This window comes from Zhongshania sp. (assembly GCF_047636175.1).
In the GTDB taxonomy this organism is placed as follows: Bacteria; Pseudomonadota; Gammaproteobacteria; order Pseudomonadales; family Spongiibacteraceae; genus Spongiibacter.
The window spans coordinates 14850-35909 of sequence record NZ_JBLIKC010000030.1; the positions used below are offsets into that span (position 1 = coordinate 14850).

Sequence of the window (21060 nt, forward strand, 5' to 3'; positions counted from 1 at the left end):
AAAAAGTTTATTGGGGTGTCGCCAAGTGGTAAGGCACTGGGTTTTGATCTCAGCATCCGTAGGTTCGAGTCCTACCACCCCAGCCAATTTCAAACCATGCTGTCAAATACAGCATGGTGTTCGACATCAGTCGCGCAAAATAACGATCTGAAGACTGCTCGGTTTTTAATAACGCCGGCAGTAAGCACCTAACTTTTCAAAACACATGCCCAACAGGACTCTGACCGTGCCCAAGATGATGGTCTTCACCGGCAATGCCAATCCCGAGCTTGCACGTAAAGTTGTTGAGCACTTGCACCTACCGCTCGGCGACGCCACCGTTGGCAAATTCAGCGATGGCGAAATTTACGTGGAAGTAAATGAAAACGTTCGCGGCGCTGACGTTTTCCTTTTACAGCCAACCTGCGCGCCAACCAATGACAACCTGATGGAACTGATTGTCATGGCCGACGCCATGCGCAGAGCCTCAGCCGGCCGCATTACCGCCGTTGTTCCTTATTTTGGCTATGCTCGTCAAGACCGCCGGGTGCGTTCCCAGCGAGTACCTATTTCGGCCAAAGTAGTTGCCGATATGATGAGCGGCGTGGGCATCAACCGCGTACTAACCGTTGATCTACACGCAGAACAGATTCAGGGCTTTTTCGACGTCCCGGTAGATAACGTTTATGGCTCACCGGTTCTTCTCGATGACATCAGCCGTCAGCAATACACCAATCAAATGGTGGTATCGCCTGACATTGGCGGTGTGGTTCGCGCCCGCGCTGTAGCTAAGCAGTTAGATGACGCCGACCTAGCTATTATTGATAAGCGTCGGCCCCAGGCCGGTGTTGCTCAGGTCATGCATATTATCGGTGAAGTACGGGGAAAAACCTGTTTGCTGGTTGACGATATGGTCGATACCGCAGGCACTTTATGTAAAGCAGCCGAGGCATTAAAAGAGCACGGCGCAGCAAAAGTTGTCGCTTACTGTACACATCCTGTATTATCTGGCGCCGCCATTGCGAACATCAATGGCTCTGAACTCGACGAACTGATTGTCACCGACACCATTCCGTTGTCAGAAGATGCACGCAATTGCAAAAAAATTCGCCAGCTAACCCTGGCAAATCTATTGGCCGAGTCAATTCGACGGGTCAGTAATGAAGAGTCGATAAGCGCCCTGTTTCGTTAAACCATTGCGGTTTAACGGCAAGGCCATCGACATTTACCGCCGCACTGGTCGCAAGTCGGCGGTTTTCGCGTTATCAAGGAAACTATTATGTCTAACGATTACACAGTCAGCGCCAAAGCGCGCGCAGATGTAGGGAAAGGTGCGAGCCGCCGCCTACGTCGTCTGGAAAATGAAGTACCAGCGATTGTTTACGGTGGCGACAAAGCCCCACAAATGATCAGCATCCTGCATAAAGACTTCTTATGGTTCTTGGAAGATGAAGCCTTCTTCACTTCTGTTGTCACTCTGGATATCGATGGTAAGCAAGAATCTGTTGTGCTGAAAGATCTGCAACGCCACCCAGCTAAGCTAAAACTGCTACATGCTGACTTTTTGCGCGTTGATGCCAACACTATGCTTACTCTGCACGTACCACTGCACTTCTTAAATGAAGAAAACTGCATTGGCGTGAAAAATCAGGGCGGCAACATCACTCACGCCGCAACTGACTTAGAGGTGCATTGCTTGCCGAAAGATCTTCCTGAGTTCATCGAAGTGGATATGGCGCTGGTTGAAGTCGGCACCACCCTGCACATTTCCGACCTGAAACTCCCTGCCGGCGTAGAAAGCACCGCACTGGCATTAGGTGAAGATCACGACCAAGCGGTCGCCGCTGTACATGCGCCACGTGGCGGCAGTGACGAAGACGAAGATGACAACGCGGCTCCAGTAGCAGCTGTCGAAGAGTAAACTGCTAGCCCTTCGGGGCTAACAGTCACAGGCGCACCATTGGAAACGATAAAACTGATAGTAGGGCTGGCGAATCCCGGCCCGCAATATCAAGATACACGTCACAATGCGGGCGCCTGGTTTGTTTCAGAGCTAGCCCGGCAACAAGGCTGCACGCTGAATAGCGAAGCTCGCTTCTTTGGTGACACCGCCAGAATTCATTACCACGGCCATGACCTGCGTCTGCTTATTCCAAGCACCTTTATGAACCGCAGTGGACAAGCTGTCACCGCACTCGCTAATTTCTACAAAATCACTCCGGAAGCCATACTCGTCGCCCACGACGAACTGGATATTCCGCCCGGCACCGCGCGCTATAAAAATGGCGGTGGTCACGGTGGCCACAATGGCCTGCGCGACACCGTTGCTCAACTGGGCAACAATAGTAAATTTCATAGACTAAGAGTCGGTATCGGCCACCCCGGCCACGCCTCTCAAGTCACCAATTATGTGCTTGGCAAACCACCCGCAGATGAGCGAATCAGCATAGATCGCTGCATAGACGAAGCACTGCGCACCTTAGAAGACGCGGTGCGCGGCGACTGGGCCAAAGCCATGAATCAACTGCATAGCTACAAACAAGGGTAATATCACATGGGCTTTAACTGCGGCATCGTCGGACTTCCAAACGTCGGCAAATCCACCCTCTTCAACGCCCTAACCAATGCCGGCATTGACGCGGCCAACTTCCCATTCTGTACCATAGAGCCCAATTCCGGCATCGTCATGGTTCCAGATCCGCGCCTGCACGCGCTGACAGAAATTGTAAAGCCAGAGCGTGTCATGCCCGCCACCATGGAGTTCGTCGACATAGCCGGACTGGTAGCCGGCGCCTCAAAAGGCGAGGGCCTAGGCAATAAATTCCTCGCCAATATTCGCGAAACCGACGCAATCGCGCACGTTGTACGCTGCTTTGAAGACGATAATATTATTCATGTCGCCAACAAAATTGATCCCGCCGCCGATATTGAAATCATCAATACCGAACTGGCACTGGCCGACATGGAAAGCATCGACAAACAGCTACAGAAAGTGGCGCGCGTCGCCAGAAGTGGCGATAAAGAAGCCACCATCCTCAAAAACTTATTTGAAAAGCTGCTGGCCCACCTAGACCAAGGCAAACCCGTGCGCTCACTGGCACTGGACAGCGATGAACTAGCGCGCGCCAACACCCTGCACTTGCTGACCATCAAACCGACTATGTACATCGCCAACGTCAACGAAGAGGGTTTTGAAAACAACCCACATCTCGACATAGTACGCGCCATCGCCGCCGAAGATGGTGCCATCGTGGTGCCTATTTGCAATAAACTCGAATCCGAAATTGCCGAGCTCAACGAAGATGAAAAAGCCGAATTCCTCGCAGATCTCGGCATGGAAGAGCCAGGACTAGACCGCGTTATTCGCGCCGGCTACCAACTCTTGGGCCTACAAACCTATTTCACCGCCGGTGTAAAAGAAGTTCGCGCCTGGACCATACCCGTTGGCGCCACCGCACCGCAATCTGCCGGCGTGATTCACACCGACTTTGAAAAAGGCTTCATTCGCGCAGAAGTTATCGCCTACAACGACTTCATTCAATACAAAGGCGAACAAGGCACCAAAGACGCAGGAAAATGGCGGTTAGAAGGTAAAGACTACGTTGTTAAAGACGGCGATGTTGTCCATTTTCGCTTCAATGTGTAACACAAACTGATCGGCGCTTGACAAGGTGCGCCGATCCTTGGAAAATGCGCGCCTTCTCTCTTCAGAGAGACTGTGGCAAGGTAGCTCAGTTGGTTAGAGCACAACACTCATAATGTTGGGGTCGGCGGTTCGAATCCGCCCCTTGCTACCATTATTTAAAGAAACCACCTAACGGTGGTTTTTTTTGCATCCAGATAAGTAATCTGCACCTGACGGGCGGATGATAACCACCACGCGGTTCGACCAAATGCGATCAGCATTTGGAACAAGCCATGCATTTCAATACATGGCGCAGCCCGAGGGGGCAATAACAGGCCCTAGCCTATTATTGATTAATCCGCATTCCGCACCTGACACCCACTCCCTCACTCCGACCTCCCGATGAATCAGCATCGAGTCGCTTCCTTACATCAATAACGTCCCAAGCAAATACGGTCAACGCCCCCATCAAACGACGTCCGTCCAAACGATGATCCCAAAAATGCCCTAGCCTTCCATGAAATTACTTCTAGACTGAGGGAGCCTAAGTGGTGATTATACTGAAACGGGAAATTCTATCGGGGTAATAAATGCCAGCTAATATCTTGCAGCGCGTCTATCAATCTCTTGGTCTGATTGGCGATCAGACGCCGCGTGATCTGGCTATGCCGCCGCAGAGAAACCCACCGTCACCGCTGCCGACTTTTATTGATTTTATTCGCTCGCGCCTCAGTCTGCTAAATCAGCCGCCAAAGGCCGATGAGATCTCCGACGCCTTTGTCCAACGTTTAGAGCCAGTCATTGAAACCCTTGATGGCCAGATGCGCAGCTACGCCTGGTTTACCTTGGTCGCTGGCAAACAAGAGTGGCTTGATACCGGCATTGATATGGCCGCAGGCGAGTGGGTAACAGTGATGGGAGATGGCCGCTTATATCTTTCACGTCCGCTGGATGTGGCCATCGGGCCGAGTTTTGGCTTGTGGTATCGAATCGTCAATCGGGATGGCGCAGGGCATATTAATAAACTGCCAACGGGCGGAGCCGCGATAAGCGCGGAACAAGACGGTAGATTACACTTAATTACCGCCGTGCCCGGCGAGTTTGGCGATCCGCAGGGCGGTTTCGATTCGAGTATCGCTAAACTGCCTACTAGTGGCCAGTTTAGCGTGGTGGTTTTACGCTGGCTTACAAATATTGAGAACGCATTGACTGCCGCGGCTGCGGCGGACGTAGATTTGTTCGGACCAATACTGGCGCGCTTTAAAAATCCTGTTCGGGCGCCAAAGGGCTGGCACTATCTTTGGCGTCTGGGCGCCAGTGAGATCTACAAAGCTGATGACGATGGTTTGTGCTGCACCACCCATGCTGATGGCGGGATTTTGCAATATCCACTCGATATGCCGCTAAGCAGCGATTTGGTCTTTAACTGGCAATGGTGTGTTGACGCTCTGCCTTCTAAATTGGCCGAGCATATCCAACCAACACACGACTATCTGTCTATCGCGATAGAGTTCGACAACGGCCTAGACCTAACCTATATGTGGAGCAGCACGCTGGATGTCGACACGATTTTTCAATGTCCCTTACCGTGGTGGGATAAGCGCGAAACACATTGGGTACTTCGCAATGACTCGGCAGATCTAGGTCGCTGGCTGAGTGAGTCACGCAATATTCAGGCTGACTATCTTAGGGCTATCGGCGGGCCACTGCCAGAAAAGGTCGTCGGCGTGTGGCTAATTGCCAACTCTGCGTTCCAGCGCGGTGAAGGGCATTGCCGCTATCGTCAGATAGCGCTAAAGAGTGATAGCAGTATAGAAAGCATCCATAAGTAACTCGTATTTTGGCCGCCGGTTAACTGCCGCAAGGGCCGATAAGGGGCCCGGCAGGCCATCGATTAAGGTGTTCGCCCGCGCAACCGCACAGCAAGATGAGCCACGAATACTATTTTTGACCTTCCCATTGCAAGTTTCCCGCACAAATCAGCAAACTACGCTAATATGCTTTCATAATTAGTAACTTGCTAAGCCGAAAAAATATAATATCTGTCAACCACCACGGTCAGTCAGAACTGCCGAAGAGATAGAGGAAGTCACTTATGAAAGTCTTGTTTCGTAGTTGCCTGTTAATGTTCACAGCATTTCTATTTGCTGGCTGCGGCGGTGGCAGTGATGGCACTCCGAGCCTAACTCCGCCAGACGGCAACAGCACCGGAAACAATACTATCAAGCTGGGTTCAACCAGCGGTGGAAGCTTTGCAGAAGGCCTTGTTCGAGCTGTTTTTACTAATCTTTCGCAAGGAGATACCACCGGACTTTCGGTCGCACTAGTTGACGCAAATAACATCCCTTTCACGGACCCTGCAAACGTAATATTTACATCTACATGTATAAGTGCCGGTTTATCTACAGCAGCTCCCGCGAGCATCAACAATACAAACGGTTTAATCGAAACTAATTACACTTCGAATAGCTGTAATGGTGAAGATTTAGTTGTAGCTTCTACAACAGTTAATGGCGAAACACTATTCGCAAGCACTGTGTTAACCACATCACTTACCACACACTTTGGTTCATTCAGTGGCGGCATTTTCATCGATGGCCGCATTCAGGCCGGACAGACTGGCACGAATAAACTGATTGTCAAAAATGGCGAAACAGCTAATTTGAAGGTCGAGCTTCGCAATAGTAGTGATGTCTTAATTTCTGACGCCATTAAAATCGGCTTTTCCTCAGACTGCCTGGAACAGGGTTTAGCATCAATAACTCCGTCGTCAGTGACAAACTCAAACGGCACAATCACTGCAGCTTATACAGGCAATGGCTGCGTGGGTGAAGACGTTATAATCGCTCAAACTCGATACGGCAGCGAGACTCTGACCGCAACAGCCACAGTCTCTGTAGATACCCCTGATGTAAGGTTCGGTTCTTACACCGGGAACAACTTTAGTGAAGGCGTTTTAAAAGCTAGTGCCGCAATCGATAACGATGGGCTCGCCCCGGGCGAAAGTGTCACCTTAACCGCCTCTTTGATTGACCAAGACAATGACTTATATCTTGGGTCATCTGACGTATTTTTCACCTCTACCTGCATCGCGGCGGGAACAGCAGAAATAGATCCAGTGGTAGTTAATACAACCACAGGGCAAATTTCAGCCGTGTACACAGCTCGGGGCTGTACCACACCGACAGGCGGACCAGACGGTATTACGGCAACCACAAGTGTTTCGGGTGCAACACTAACTACGTCTGTAAATATTAAAACCGAACCCGCAGTTGTAGGCGGTTTACAGTTTATTAGCGCCACCCCGAGAATTATTCGCCTAGCGGGGACGGGTGGCCCAGATAGGGATTCACAGTCGACTGTTATTTTTCAAGTCAATGACGCCAATGGAACTCCGCTTCCGCAACAAACAGTTAACTTTGTTATCAATCACGGAGAGCCATTAGCGCAAAATGGGAATATCGGCGATGACGCATTTTTAAGTGTATACACCGCAATTAGTGATGCAGTCGGACGAGTTAAAACAATAGTAAATGCCGGAACGGTTGCCATACCAATAAGGGTATCTGCGACATTCACAGAAAGCGGTACAGGCACCCAAAAATCTGCAGTTTCATCATCACTTGCTATCACTACAGGAATCCCTGATAGCAACAGCTTTTCAATTTCGGCTGAGATACTAAATATAGAAGGAAATAATTTCGACGGCGAAACTACGGCTATTACAGCGAGAGCTGCAGACCGCTACAACAATCCGGTACTTGACGGCACCGCAATTAACTTTATAACTGAAGGTGGAGCGATTGGCTCCGTGAACGGAGCTCCAGAAGAATCTCCAGCTGGCACCTGTTTTACATTAAATGGGGTTTGCTCCGTCCTCCTAAGCTCTCAACAACCAAAACCTAGCGATGGTAATGTCACAGTTCTCGCCTATGCGGTTGGTGAAGAGAGTTTTGAAGACGAAGATGCGAATGGCCGACACGACGATGGTGAGCTTACCTTCCATGTTGTAGAACCATTTGTGGACGCAGAAGCCATCCCAAGTTCATCAAGTCGGGATATCGACATAGCAGGTGGTGACTTCGATCAATACATTGACACAAATGGAAACGGCCAGTGGGATACTCAAAATACCACTTATGAGGGGCTTTTGTGTTCGGGTGCCGAATGCGGCACATCCAATACCACACTGGTGAGCAGAGATATCATTATTGTTTTCGGTGCTTCAAGCTTTGATGTTACCGTTACTAACGTGATATTGAACGGCAGCGATGGAGTAGTTACCGTGACGATTCAAGATAAAGCGGGTCGCAACAAACTCCCGGCAGCGGGCACTACGCTAAGCGTAAGCAGCTCATTCGGCACGATTTTGAATGGCAATGAAACTATTGCCGACTCCAATAGTGACGGCCCAATCTCCTACGCCTTTTTTGTGCGACAAGCTGCCAACCCTGGATCAGGAACAATTACGGCAACTGTTACAACGCCGAATAGTATCAAGTCTCAAGGCACAAGCAGCATTCAACAATTATAATTATTACCCTATTAACCGGCCCGAAAGGGCCGGCACTTCACCCTCAAAGCTTCACCATAAATATGTTAGAATTCGCGCCTTGCTCTAAAAAATACCAAAATGACCAAACACGACACCATCTACGCCCAGCCCCAAGCTAGCCTCCCGCGCTTCGCCTTTGACGAACACGTTGTTGAGGTATTCCCCGACATGATTCAGCGGTCAGTACCCGGGTACGCAACTATTATTGCAATGACTGGAGTAATGGCAGGTCGATATGCGCAGAGCGGCAGTAATTGCTATGATCTTGGCAGTTCACTGGGCGCCAGCACGTTGGCAATGGCACGGGAAATTGGCGAGCGTGATTGCCAAATTATCGGTGTCGATAACTCGTCCGCCATGATTGAGCGCTGCAAAGACTATATTGCCGACATACCGCAATCTATTGCGCTTCGCTGCGAAAACATCCAAGACACACCGATCGAAAACGCTTCGGTAGTCGTTCTTAATTTCACCCTACAATTTGTACCTGCCAGCGAGCGCGCCGCCCTGATTCAAAAAATCAGCGACGCCATGCGCCCCGGAGGCATTTTAATTCTGTCGGAAAAAATTGTTTTTTTAGATCCGCGCCTACAGGAACTCAACACCGAGCTACACCACGCTTTTAAACGCGCCAATGGCTATAGCGAGCTGGAGGTCGCGCAAAAACGAAGCGCGCTAGAAGATGTGTTGGTCCCCGAGTCTTTACAGCAACACCAACAACGACTGCGCGAAGCAGGATTCAGCAGTATTGATGTGTGGTTTCAGTGTTTTAATTTCGCCTCTCTCGTGGCTATCAAATGATCAACTATCAAGCATTTTTAAACCATCTTAGCGAGCACCCTCAACTCGCAAATTGGTCAAAAGAGTTACCCCAGCAAATAGCCGCAGGCCTCAACGAAGCTCGTTTTGGCGACCTGCCCCGCTGGAAAGAGGCACTTGCGGCATTACCGGATCTTCGCCCTGATACCATCGCGCTGAATACCTCGCGGGTGGGCGCTGATGGCAGCGTCAGTGGTAGTCAGCGCGAGCAACTGCAAGAGGCGCTAAAAGGTTTACACCCATGGCGCAAGGGTCCGTATGAACTCTTTGGCGTGCACATAGATACCGAATGGCGCTCAGACTGGAAATGGGATCGACTCAAAGATGCGATAGCGCCACTTGAGGGACGCACCGTCTTAGATGTTGGCTGCGGCAGCGGCTATCACTGTTGGCGTATGCGCGGCGCCGGTGCAAACTTAGTTGTCGGCATAGACCCAACACCACTATTTGTTATGCAGTATTTCGCCTTGCAAAAATACCTTCAAGACCAGCGCGTCGCTGTTTTGCCAATGGGTATTGAGCACCTTCCAGAAAAGTTACAGGCTTTCGACACCACATTTTCAATGGGTATTCTTTACCATCGCCGCTCCCCTTTTGATCACCTGATGGCACTGCGCGACAGCCTCCGCCCTGGCGGACAACTGGTGTTAGAAACCTTAGTCATTGAAGGCCAAGTCGGTGAAGTTTTAGTCCCTGAAGGACGCTACAGTAAAATGGGAAATGTATGGTTTATTCCAAGCACGGCCACCCTAGAGGCCTGGCTAAAAAAAGCCGGTTTTAAATCCCCTAAGCTCATCGACGTTAGCCAAACCTCAAGGAATGAACAACGCAGCACTGACTGGATGAAATTTCATTCTCTGGCTGAGTTTCTCAATCCTGACGACTCGAACCAAACGATTGAAGGCTACCCCGCGCCACGGCGGGCCACTTTTATTGCAGAAAAGCCCTAACAAGCTCATAAAATAGAAAGTATATATCACTAATGACCCCACTAAGCCGCGGATCAACGACACAAAAAGAGGCTTTTGTGTTATGTTTGACAAACTTTAAAGTGTGCGCATGCGCCAAAACTTTTAAGAATAGGCACGACGGGTCGAATCATGCAGCAAACTGGAACAGGACTTCTAGCTGACCGCTTAAAATCTCAGTCTCGACTGTGGTTCGGCAAGCACCTGTACCGCTACTTTGACCGCCTCCAAGACAACTTCCATCGTCGCTCCCTAACGGCAACAGACTCCGCCGAAAAATCCGAACTGCTCAGCCAGCAGCATGCCGTCAAACTTGGTCAAGACGAAGGCTTTCGGCTTTTTGCCGAGCACATCAATAGTGGATTTAATAGCAAACGCGCCTATGACACCGGCAGCTACCCGGCCCTAGATCGATTGGCGCAACGCCTAGAAAAATTACCCGATGCGTATTTTGAAAGTGAAAAGCCACAACTCCGAAATTTTTGCCGCGCAATAGCGCCCATAACGATATTGGCGGGATTTCAGCAAATTTTGACGCCCCTAAAACTAGAGGAGGCACATCGCTATCACGCGCTGACGATGTTCCAAGGCTTGTTAATTCAGGAACTCAGCAAACTCTATGAAGAGCTACTCGAATCTCTGCCAGTGGAAACCCAAACCGAAAACGTGGAAGCGTGGATCAGCCATATAAAACAACAGCTAAAAGAAAAGAATCTGTCTACCCAGGAGCGCGCTCTGACAGAAACGCGACTCCAGCGTTTACTCAAAATGCACTCCCATCGCCGCAGCGTCACTAGCAATGCTGCGACAATAGAACCCAGTGACAGCGAGCTACTCGATGCGGTAGCAAATATCTTTAGGCAGTTACCTGCTAGGCGCAGGCTATCTTCTGGAGTGCTCGCCTCGCTCAATACCATGCAAACTTGTATTAGCGCACTGGCGCTGCGGGATCGCAGTGAATTTATGCATCCCCTTCACCCCGCCAGACAGGTCTGTTGTCAGATAATCAACACTCTCGACCAGTGGGACGACGCGCAGCCCATTCAGCGCCAGCAGTTTGAAGCCGAACTAAAAACGATCAGCAGAAAATTTAACGACCGCAATATCGAAGCGAATCAATTCAATAGCATTCGCAAGCAAATTGATGCCTGCTGCCAACACTTACTGCAAAGCATCAAACTCAATGACAGGCGCAACTTGAATGCCGAAGTTGGCCAGAAACGACTTACTCGTTTACGCAGGAAAGTGCACGACATGCTAGACGAGAAAACCCAGCATATTGATCTCCCCCTGAGCATCGACAATATGCTCTACGGTCCTATGACAACGGTCATTCTGTATCACTGGCTGCGCCACGGCAGTAACAGCGCTACGCTACGCCGCAGCCTGCAACTTATCGATGACATACTCTGGTATATTCAACCGCACTCTGACTGGTCAGCGCTTCGCCGCGCGAAAGCAATGAGCAAAGATATAGAAACTGAACTGAGTAACGGTTTGCAGCGCATCAATTATGGCTACCACGCCACCCAAGCATTAATTGAAAACCTCCATAAACTCCGCTTAATCGCATCTGGTCGCAGCGTTAAGCTTAGCAAACCCGATGTCAATCACTAGCACCACTGAGCAATAGCCTTGAGTCAATCGACGCTGACAGTTGTTGATACCAATCAAAACTAGGTATAATTTCCTGCCCTCATGTTTGACCATCGCGGTCTAACGCGATCCAATTTCTACAGTTTGATCGCTTATCGTAGCGATCACGCATTTAAGGTGATGACTTTGCAACTAGACCAAGCAACTACCGAACAGCTGCGCGAATGGGAAACCAAGCTGACCCAAGAATATCAGCAGTTTAAAGCCTCAGGTCTGAATCTTGACCTCACTCGCGGCAAGCCCAGTGCAGAACAACTCTCGCTATCAGACAGCATCAACGAAATTCTAGGCAGTGACCTCAGCAACGAAAGCGGCGCTGATTTACGCAACTACGGCGGCCTTGATGGCATACCAGAGTGCAAACACTTATTTGCTCAAGTACTTGGCGTCACGCCAGAAGAAACTCTAATCGGTGGCAATAGCAGCCTGACGCTAATGTATATGGCCGCACAATTTGGCCTATATCAAGGTTTTGGCAAGCTGGCACCAAGCTGGATTAGCGACGGTGGCAACACTAAATTCATCGCGCCAGTGCCCGGCTACGACCGTCATTTCAGTGTTTGCGAACACCTTGGCATTGAGCTTATTACTGTGGCCTTAAACGACGACGGCCCAGACATGGACGCCGTCGAAGAATTACTGAAAAACGACCCGTCCATCAAAGGCATCTGGTGTGTGCCACGCTTCAGCAATCCCACCGGCACCGTATACTCCGATAGCGTAGTTGATCGCATTGCTCAACTAGGCAAGATCGCCAGCAGCAACTTCCGGGTTTTTTGGGACAACGCCTACGCCGTTCACCAGTTGAGCGACGATGCCCCCGAAATAGCAAACCTAATGGACAGCTGCCGCAAATACGGCACTGAAGACACCGTATATTTGTTTGGCTCCACCTCAAAAATCACTTATGCCGGTGCTGGCGTCGCCTTCGCAGGCATGTCTAAAGGCAATTTAAAGGCATTTACCCACCACCTCGGCATGTCGCAAATTGGTCCAGACAAGATCAACCAATTGCGCCATGTTCGACTATTAAAAGACGCTGACGGCATAAAAGATCATATGAGCAAGCACGCCGCCGTGCTTAAGCCGCGTTTTGATATCGTGCTCAAACATCTGCGCGAAGGTTTAGGCGAGTCTGGTATGGCTAGCTGGACCGAACCCCAGGGCGGCTATTTTGTGTCCTTCGACACCCTGCCTGGTCTGGCTAAAGAGGTGGTGAAATTAGCCGCCGAGGCCGGCGTTAAGCTGACCCCAGCTGGTGCCACATTCCCCTACGGCAAAGACCCCGCCAACAGCAATATTCGTATTGCTCCCAGCGTGCCTAGCCTAGATGAAATTGACCGCGCCATGGCAGTATTCGTGAGCTGCGTTAAGCTGGCGTCAGTAAAACAGCGCCTCCAAAGCGGGGCGTAATCGCTATATTTCTTAGGTTTATCAGCGGGCATTTACACTAAACTCCGCAATACAAGCGAAAAAAGGGCGCCAATTGGCGCCCTTTTTTATATCTGCAGAACATCACATTATTGCGATGTATCAGCACTATTCACTATCGGGGGTACGGGTAATCGGCCGTCCCGGAACGCTGGGAAAGTGCCGTACATTGCTGCCACCCTCGGCATCCACTATTTTACCCGTGCCTTCCTTTTCAACTTCGTCAATTCGAACAATCGAATGCATAGGAATATAGCTACGAGTGACGCCACTAAATTCATTTTTCAATTTTTCTTCACCTGGATTGACCACAATCTGGCTTTGCTCACCAAACACAAACTCTTCAATTTCTATGAACCCGTACATGTCGCTCTGGTAAATTGCGCGCGCGTAAAGCTCATAAACCTTGCTGTTGTTGTGAAAAATGACTTTATAAATAGGTAGTTGGGCCATAGTCTTTCCCTTGTCTCTGGGTACTGCTTTGGGGCACTTATGTAGATTGTTGTACGCCGGAAAACCGGGCCGCGGATGATAGCATAAATTTGCTAAATCCACTGCACTTCTGGGTTTTAGACGATATTTTAGCTATAATGCACTCCCATTTTATCAGCAGCCTGTTTGCGCCTTATGCCAGAAGAACTCACGTCAAATAACGCCAGCCAAGCGCCAGTGACGGCGACCCCAAGCATCGCTGACAAGCCTAAAAAGCTGTTTATCAAAACCCACGGCTGCCAGATGAATGAGTACGATTCTTCCCGCATTCAGGATCTACTCGGGGTAAGCCATGGCTATGAGCGAACCGACGACCCCAATGAGGCTGACGTGCTTTTGCTCAACACCTGCTCAATTCGCGAGAGAGCGCAGGAAAAGGTTTTCCATCAACTTGGCCGCTGGAAAAAACTTAAAGACAAAAACCCAAACCTTAAAATAGGTGTCGGTGGCTGTGTTGCTAGCCAAGAAGGCAGTGATATAGGCAAACGCGCGCCCTATGTCGATCTTATTTTTGGACCGCAAACACTGCACCGTGTGCCAGATATGCTGGACGCCAAGAAATTCGACGGCCCAATTATTGTCGACGTAACCTTTCCAGAAATAGAGAAATTCGATTCACTGCCTGAACCCAGCGTGGATGGCCCCAGTGCTTTCGTCTCAATTATGGAAGGCTGCTCCAAATACTGTACATTCTGCGTCGTACCGTATACCCGTGGCGAAGAAGTCAGTCGGCCCTTTGAAGACGTTATCACCGAGGTTTCACAGCTAGCCGCCAAAGGTGTGCGCGAAGTAAACTTACTCGGCCAAAATGTAAACGCCTATCGGGGCGAAAACCACGAAGGCGAGATTATCGACTTTGCAGAACTGGTGCATTTTGTGGCCCAGGTCGATGGTATTGATCGCATTCGCTACACCACTTCACACCCGGTTGAATTTAGCGAGGCACTTATTCAGGCCTATGCCACCGTGCCGGAATTAGTAAATCATCTTCATTTACCAGTCCAACACGGCAGTGACCGCATCTTAGCGGCCATGAAACGCGGCCACACCGCCGATGAATACCGCGCAAAAATAGCCAAATTAAAGACCATTCGTCCCAATATTAGCTTGTCATCAGATTTTATTATCGGCTTCCCCGGCGAAACTGATGAAGACTTCAACGCCACCATGCAGCTGATAAAAGACATTGGTTTCGATCACTCATTTAGCTTTATCTACAGCGCTCGACCCGGCACGCCGGCGGCGCAATTGCCCGATGAGACGCCAGAAGATGTGAAAAAGGAACGACTGGCGACCTTACAGCACCATATTCTGCAAAATGCTGCGCAAATCAGCAGGCAAATGGCAGGCAGCCAGCAGCGGATTTTAGTCACTGGCGTATCCCGCAAGGACCCGGGTGAATTGCAGGGCCGCACCGAAAACAATAGAGTAGTAAACTTCCCCTGCTTAGATAGGGCTGTCATCGGCCAATTTGTGGATGTAAATATATTAGAAGCCTATACCAACTCACTGCGCGGCGAGCTGTGCAATTAAGTGATACTTGCTAAGCCTATGCTTTTTATATCTCTTTTATCGCCGCGCCTGCGGCATTCGGTGAACCATTGACTGCACAAGACGTACAACGTGTACTTACACTCGAACCCAACGATAGCCGTCTACTGGCCGATCTCTGTGGGCATCTCGACACCAATCTCAAATTGATTGAGAGACGCCTAAACGTTCGCATTGCCGCCCGCGCCAACACCTTCCAAATCAATGGCAACACCAATGCGGTTGATGACGCAGTGCAGCTAATTAAACAGCTCTACAACGAAAGCCAAAACGGCAGCAGGCTCAATATCGAGACCGTACACCTCCACCTGCAAGAGTCGGGCATCGAACAACTCAGTCGTCCCACTACTCTAGACGACGTGCCAGTGGTTATTCAAACTAAAAAAGCCAGTATTAAACCCCGCGGTAAAAATCAGCAGCTCTACGTCAAGGCTATTCAAAGCTGTGATATCAACTTTGGCATTGGCCCCGCCGGCACGGGCAAAACCTATCTTGCAGTCGCCTGCGCGGTAGAGGCGCTAATATCGAATCAAGTTCAACGTATTCTGCTCGTTAGGCCAGCGGTCGAAGCAGGCGAAAAATTGGGATTTTTACCCGGTGACCTGGCGCAGAAAATAGACCCCTACCTACGCCCTCTATACGACGCACTCTACGAAATGGTGGGCCTAGAAACCGTCACCAAATTAATTGAACGCAACATTATTGAAATCGCTCCACTGGCCTATATGCGCGGTAGAACACTAAATGACTCGTATATTATTTTGGATGAAGCGCAGAATACCACCCGCGAACAAATGAAAATGTTCTTAACGCGCATTGGCTTTGGCTCTACCGCGGTGATCACTGGCGACGCCACCCAGATAGATTTACCCCGCGGCACGCCGTCTGGACTCATTCACGTTATGAAAGTACTTGGTGATATTGACGGCATTAGCATGACTCATTTTGCCGCCAAAGATGTGGTTCGCCATCCGCTGGTGCAGCGTATTGTTGAAGCCTACGCTGCATTTGAAGCTGACGACGAACCACCGCGATGAATACTGCCATCGAGCTAGAGCTGGATTTACAAATCGCCTGTAACGCGGAAAATCTGCCGACAGAACAAGACCTTAGACTTTGGGCAACAGCTGCACTACAGGGGCTGCGTGACGATGCCGAGCTAAGTATACGTCTCATCGATGAGAGCGAAAGCGCCGAATTAAATATGCAATATCGGCAAAAAATCGGTTCAACCAATGTATTATCGTTTCCGGCTGATCTCCCCCCAGAACTCGAACTCCCCCTGCTCGGCGATCTCGCCATCTGCAAGCAAGTGGTAGAGCGTGAGGCGGCGGATCAGCACAAAGCCTGCCTAGATCACTGGGCGCATATGGTAATTCACGGTACACTCCATCTTTTAGGCTACGACCATATTGAAGATGACGAAGCCGAAGAGATGGAAACGCTAGAAATTGCGCTTCTAAAAACGCTGAATATCAGCAACCCCTATACCCCTATTTAGTGAGGACAGCACCCAAAACCATGAGCGAAGATCGATCTAGCACCGATCCAAGTGACAAATCTTGGATCGAGAAAATAGCCTATGCTTTTTCATCTGAACCCAAAACACGGGAAGATCTATTTGAATTGCTTGCTGTTGCCAAACAGAATGAAGTCATTGATGACGACGCCATAAGTATTGTTGAAGGCGCTATGCATATCAGTGATATGCAGGCCAGAGAAATCATGGTTCCTCGCCCGCAAATGGTGGTACTGAAAGCCGACCAGCCGCTCAGCGAACTTCTCCCCATGATTATCGATACCGGCCACTCTCGCTACCCTGTCATCGGTGACACCCTAGATAATGTATTGGGCATCCTGCTATCCAAAGATTTGCTGCCGCTGCTGTGGAAATTTGAAACCAGCGCCGATATCGACATCCGCGATATTTTACGTCCTGCCACCTTGGTGCCAGAAAGTAAGCGCCTGAATGTGCTGCTGCGAGACTTCCGCGAAAAGCGTAACCATATGGCGGTTGTTATTGATGAATACGGCGGCGCCGCTGGCCTTATTACCATTGAAGACATCCTTGAGCAGATTGTCGGTGAGATCGAAGACGAGTACGACGAGGACGACGATCTGCCCATTAGAAAAATTGCTGAAAACGATTTTGTGGTGCAGGCCCTCACACCCATCGACGATTTTAATGACCATTTCAATGCGCGCTTTAGTGACGATGAGTTCGACACCATCGGCGGCCTCCTGCTGAAAGCCTTTGGTCATCTTCCCAGCCGCAATGAAGTAACGCGGCTCGAAAATTACGAATTCAAAGTAGTGAACGCCGATAGCCGGCAAATTCATCTATTGCGGATGAGCAAGCTCGAGGAAGAAGAATAGCTCGCGAACTTTAAATACAGGAGGGGCGGAGAATCTCCTCCCCTTTGGCTTCCTCCCTGATCGAGTATATCTTTCGTTTGGTAACCCGCTTTTTAAATGTCGCGAAAAAGCTTTCAGCGACGGCATTACCATGGCAATTAACCCGTCGACTCATCGACGGTATTAGCTTCTGCTCGTTCATGAATACTAAATAATCTGAGCTGGCATACTGACTGCCCTGATCGCTGTGCACTAGCACTTCGTTTTTGGAGTTCCGCTGCCATACGGCCATTAATAACGCATTGATAACTAAGTGGCGATTCATCGTTTTGTCCATTGACCAGCCAACAATTCTTCTAGAATATAAATCTATTACTGTCGCCACATACAAAAATCCTTCGTGGGTTCTGATGTAAGTAATATCACTCACCCACCCACCCGTGATTAGGGGCTTTAAGATTGAATTGCCGATCTAATATATTGTCAGCAATCTTGCCGGACTTGCCCCCTTTGATGTCCCTGCGCTTGCAGCCGACCTGAACTTTGAGCTTGTTTTATCGCATGATTTTAGCCACACGATGAACACTGCAAGATTCGCCTTCATCACGGTTTATCCAAGGGCGGCCATAGGTACCACCGTTAGCAACGTACAATGCTTTTATCGGCTTCAATAACCGCTGATTCTCAATGGCTCGGTCAGACAATGGTTTGCTCAGCCAAGCATAATACCCACTGCGATTAATCTTAAAGACACGACACATCGCCTGGACAGGGAGCTCGTGTTGATTATCGCGGATAAAGCCGTACTTCACTCTGGGTTGCTGGCAAAGTACTTTCCGGTCTTTTTTAGGATGTCGCGCTCCTCCGTTATGCGCCACAGCTCCGACGTAAGCCGAGCATTCTCAGCCGAGAGGTCAATTTTATCTGAGGCCTGGGGATTAAGTTCGAAATAAGAGGATTTCCGACCCCAATCCTCGCGAGCACGTTTGAAATCGCCGACATATTGACTAAGCTGAACTCAAGCCCGGTTGCTGTCCGGTAGTGCACTGAGCGCGCTACACAGTCAATACCTTGATCATTATTAGGCAAGCCTGACATATGAAATCTAAAATCTTAAAATTAACACGTCTCATTCAAAAAAAACTCGGCAATACCCCTGAGTCTGCAGCGCTAAATGCCTTAGCGAGCCGCTATTGGGATGTTACGGCCGGTGAAACCATTACCAAGCGCAGCGCCGCTGAGCTCCTCGGTATCGTTCAGTCACACCTGAGTCTCGCCGAATCAAGACGTCCCGACCATCCCCAAATACGTATTAGTGAACAAGAAGACAGCGGCCTGCTGATATTTGAAATGGTTACCAAAGATCAGCCATTCATTTTTGATACCCTTTCCAGCCTTCTATACGACGCCGGTTACACCATACTTTTATCTCACCACCCCATTTTCTGGGTAAACCGAGACAAGGCCGGACAACTTCTTGATATCGTTGCACTCGATCGTAAGCAACAGCAGCACACCGACTACCGGGCAGAGTCCTTTGTGCGCTACGAGCTGGAAGCTAGCCCAAGCGCAATATCGCCGACTCGCTTAAAACAGCGTATCCGCAAAGCACTCAGTACCATAGAGCTAATTGTTAAGCACTGGCAGCCCATGCGCGAAAAGGCGGAAGCGCTGCAACTATATTACTCAGAAAACCCTGCACCGATAAAAACGAAGTCACGCCGGCAAGTTTGTAATTTCCTCGGCTGGCTTACCGCCAACAACCTCACCTTTCTTGCCTATGTTGAGATGCAGGTCAAGCAACAGAGCGGTCAAAGAAATTTGCAAGCGATCGAGTCGTCCCGGCTCGGTATGAAATTAGAGTCTACTCCTTGGGAACACATCCAATCGCCGGAGCAGCGGCAGCAAATTCTAGAGCATTATTTACAAAGTCCACGCGTACTGACCATTACCAAATCGAGCGAATTGGCGCCCATTCGACGCTTTGTGCCCATGGACTATATCGCTATTAAAGATTACAACGCCAAGGGCGAGCTGAAAGGTGAACACCGTTTTTATGGTTTGATGACCCGCGCCGCCTATAATTGCCGAGCACTTGATATTCCCCTGCTAGCTGATCGTATCCATGCGGTGATGAACCTCGCCCATTTTCCACCTGGCAGTCACAATGGCAAAGTGATGCTACAAATATTAGAAACCTTTCCACGCGATGAGCTATTTCAAAGCAGCGCCAAAAAATTATTTGAAATCGCCATGGGTTTGGTTGCCATAGAAGAACAAAATCGCGTTCGGGTGTTCAGCCGTACCGACCCCTTTCAGCGTTACTACTCTATTCTGGTCTACATTCCCCGAGAGCAATACAGCCAGAACGTTCGTGAGAAAATACAAACGTTAATATCAACAAAATTGAATGCCGATAGTAGCGACCTTGCCATTTACTTCACCGACAACCGAATGGTGCGCCTACATCTCATCGTTCAAATTCGCATGGGGGAGACGAAAACTTTAGACAACGCGGCGCTAGAAGCAATGATCTGTGGCGTTACGGAAAGTTGGATTGAAAAGCTAAAGTCGATGCTGTACGCCAACTATCCATGCAAAACGGCTCAAGAACTATTTTTGCATTACGACGAGGCGTTTACGGCGGCCTATATTGCAAAGACAAATATTGACAAGGCCGCCGCCGACATAGAACAAATTGAGCAATTACAAAAATCAAGCAACAACTTAGCAGTAAAAATTTTCCGCGATGCATCTCGCCCCGACGAGCGCGTTGAATTACGTTGTTATTTTAAGGATCAACCATTACCACTAGCCGACATACTGCCGCGGCTGAGCAACCTCGGATTGCGCCTAGTATTGGAAGATTTGTACCCAGTCACCATTAACAACGATAAAACATACTGGATTCAGGATTTCCGTGCCCAGACAGCCGTCAATGTGAATCACGTGTTTTGGCACGACGCCAGCCACTTTGAGCAGGCCTTTATCGCCATTCACAAGGAATTATGTGACGACGATGATTTTAATCGTTTGATTATTAGCGCCGATATCAGCTGGCGCGAAGCCGCACTCATTCGCGCCTATTGCCGTTATCTCAAACAGCTTGGCAGCCACTTCGAGCAAAATTATCTCAGTAAATTATTGGTTGACAACAGCAGCATCAGCCGCCTGTTAATTGATTTATTCCACGCCCGTTTCAAGCTGCATGTCACCGACCGCGACACACTACAAACAAAGCTAACTGAACAATTAGACATTGCACTGGAATCTGTCCAAAGCCTAGATGCCGACCGCCTGTTCCGCAGCTTACGCAGCCTAATAATAGCGACGCTACGCAGTAACTATTATCAAAACGAGAATGAGCTAGCCGTAAATAACGCCATATATGCGTTTAAATTTTCGACGCGAGATATCCTAGAAGCACCTGCGCCGCGGCCGCGATTTGAAATCTGGGTTCACTCCCCGCGCTTTGAAGCCGTGCATCTACGCGGCGACAAAGTCGCGCGCGGCGGCTTGCGCTGGTCAGACCGGCCAGAAGATTTCCGTACCGAAGTCCTCGGTTTGATGAAAGCACAAATGGTTAAAAATGCCGTTATTGTGCCAGTCGGCGCCAAGGGCGGTTTTGT

Annotated in this window: 17 protein-coding genes and 2 tRNA genes; 17 read left to right on the top strand and 2 right to left on the bottom strand. The window is 49.6% G+C overall.

The window, feature by feature from the left end; genetic code table 11:
- Positions 1-11: 11 nt before the first annotated feature.
- The 12 genes from ACI955_RS15295 to ACI955_RS15350 all read left to right on the top strand — a co-directional run bounded on the left by ACI955_RS15295 (position 12) and on the right by ACI955_RS15350 (position 13015).
- Positions 12-86, top strand: a tRNA-Gln gene (locus ACI955_RS15295).
- Between the two features lie 140 nt (positions 87-226).
- Positions 227-1171, top strand: a complete 945-nt coding sequence (locus ACI955_RS15300) for a ribose-phosphate pyrophosphokinase (protein WP_415244611.1) — start codon at positions 227-229, stop codon at positions 1169-1171.
- Positions 1172-1258: 87 nt separating this feature from the next.
- The gene (locus tag ACI955_RS15305) at positions 1259-1900 is read left to right on the top strand and encodes a 50S ribosomal protein L25/general stress protein Ctc (RefSeq protein WP_415244612.1); all 642 of its coding nucleotides are present in this window, start codon (positions 1259-1261) and stop codon (positions 1898-1900) included.
- 39 nt (positions 1901-1939) lie between these two features.
- Positions 1940-2527 (top strand): aminoacyl-tRNA hydrolase, encoded by a 588-nt coding sequence (pth, locus tag ACI955_RS15310; protein ID WP_415244613.1) that lies wholly within the window; start codon positions 1940-1942, stop codon positions 2525-2527.
- Between the two features lie 6 nt (positions 2528-2533).
- Positions 2534-3625: a redox-regulated ATPase YchF gene (ychF, locus tag ACI955_RS15315; RefSeq protein ID WP_415244614.1), complete on the top strand. Its 1092-nt coding sequence runs from the start codon at positions 2534-2536 to the stop codon at positions 3623-3625.
- Between the two features lie 74 nt (positions 3626-3699).
- Positions 3700-3776: transfer RNA gene (locus tag ACI955_RS15320), tRNA-Met, on the top strand.
- Positions 3777-4194: 418 nt separating this feature from the next.
- Positions 4195-5436, top strand: a complete 1242-nt coding sequence (locus tag ACI955_RS15325; protein WP_415244615.1) for a DUF3047 domain-containing protein — start codon at positions 4195-4197, stop codon at positions 5434-5436.
- Between the two features lie 263 nt (positions 5437-5699).
- Positions 5700-8138: a hypothetical protein gene (locus ACI955_RS15330; RefSeq protein ID WP_415244616.1), complete on the top strand. Its 2439-nt coding sequence runs from the start codon at positions 5700-5702 to the stop codon at positions 8136-8138.
- A 99-nt stretch (positions 8139-8237) separates the two neighbouring features.
- Entirely contained in the window at positions 8238-8960 is a 723-nt protein-coding gene (cmoA, locus tag ACI955_RS15335; RefSeq protein WP_415244617.1) for a carboxy-S-adenosyl-L-methionine synthase CmoA, read from the top strand.
- Positions 8957-9928: a tRNA 5-methoxyuridine(34)/uridine 5-oxyacetic acid(34) synthase CmoB gene (cmoB, locus tag ACI955_RS15340; RefSeq protein ID WP_415244618.1), complete on the top strand. Its 972-nt coding sequence runs from the start codon at positions 8957-8959 to the stop codon at positions 9926-9928. The genes cmoA and cmoB overlap by 4 nt, the downstream gene beginning before the upstream one ends.
- Before the next feature lie 150 nt (positions 9929-10078).
- Entirely contained in the window at positions 10079-11563 is a 1485-nt protein-coding gene (locus tag ACI955_RS15345; RefSeq protein ID WP_415244619.1) for a DUF1631 family protein, read from the top strand.
- 165 nt (positions 11564-11728) lie between these two features.
- The gene (locus tag ACI955_RS15350) at positions 11729-13015 is read left to right on the top strand and encodes an aminotransferase class I/II-fold pyridoxal phosphate-dependent enzyme (RefSeq protein ID WP_415244626.1); all 1287 of its coding nucleotides are present in this window, start codon (positions 11729-11731) and stop codon (positions 13013-13015) included.
- 126 nt (positions 13016-13141) lie between these two features.
- On the opposite strand, the gene ACI955_RS15355 is transcribed toward ACI955_RS15350, so the two are convergent.
- Positions 13142-13486, bottom strand: a complete 345-nt coding sequence (locus ACI955_RS15355; protein WP_368375033.1) for a DUF1820 family protein — start codon at positions 13484-13486, stop codon at positions 13142-13144.
- Between the two features lie 174 nt (positions 13487-13660).
- Between ACI955_RS15355 and miaB the strand changes: the two genes are divergently transcribed.
- The 4 genes from miaB to ACI955_RS15375 all read left to right on the top strand — a co-directional run bounded on the left by miaB (position 13661) and on the right by ACI955_RS15375 (position 17452).
- Positions 13661-15058: a tRNA (N6-isopentenyl adenosine(37)-C2)-methylthiotransferase MiaB gene (gene miaB, locus ACI955_RS15360; protein ID WP_415244620.1), complete on the top strand. Its 1398-nt coding sequence runs from the start codon at positions 13661-13663 to the stop codon at positions 15056-15058.
- A 68-nt stretch (positions 15059-15126) separates the two neighbouring features.
- Positions 15127-16113 carry a PhoH family protein gene (locus ACI955_RS15365; RefSeq protein WP_415244621.1) on the top strand — a complete coding sequence of 329 codons (987 nt, stop codon included), beginning with the start codon at positions 15127-15129 and terminating at the stop codon, positions 16111-16113.
- Positions 16110-16577 carry an rRNA maturation RNase YbeY gene (gene ybeY, locus ACI955_RS15370; protein ID WP_415244622.1) on the top strand — a complete coding sequence of 156 codons (468 nt, stop codon included), beginning with the start codon at positions 16110-16112 and terminating at the stop codon, positions 16575-16577. Before ACI955_RS15365 ends, ybeY begins: the two co-directional genes overlap by 4 nt.
- 20 nt (positions 16578-16597) lie before the next feature.
- Complete coding sequence (locus ACI955_RS15375) at positions 16598-17452, top strand: HlyC/CorC family transporter (RefSeq protein WP_415244623.1); 855 nt, start codon at positions 16598-16600, stop codon at positions 17450-17452.
- A gap of 10 nt (positions 17453-17462) precedes the next feature.
- Here the strand turns inward: ACI955_RS15375 and ACI955_RS15380 are convergent, their stop codons facing one another.
- Positions 17463-17861 (bottom strand): DDE-type integrase/transposase/recombinase, encoded by a 399-nt coding sequence (locus ACI955_RS15380; RefSeq protein WP_415244624.1) that lies wholly within the window; start codon positions 17859-17861, stop codon positions 17463-17465.
- Between the two features lie 668 nt (positions 17862-18529).
- Here ACI955_RS15380 and ACI955_RS15385 point away from each other — a divergent pair.
- On the top strand, positions 18530-21060 hold a 2531-nt coding region (locus ACI955_RS15385; RefSeq protein WP_415244625.1), incomplete at its 3' end, for an NAD-glutamate dehydrogenase domain-containing protein.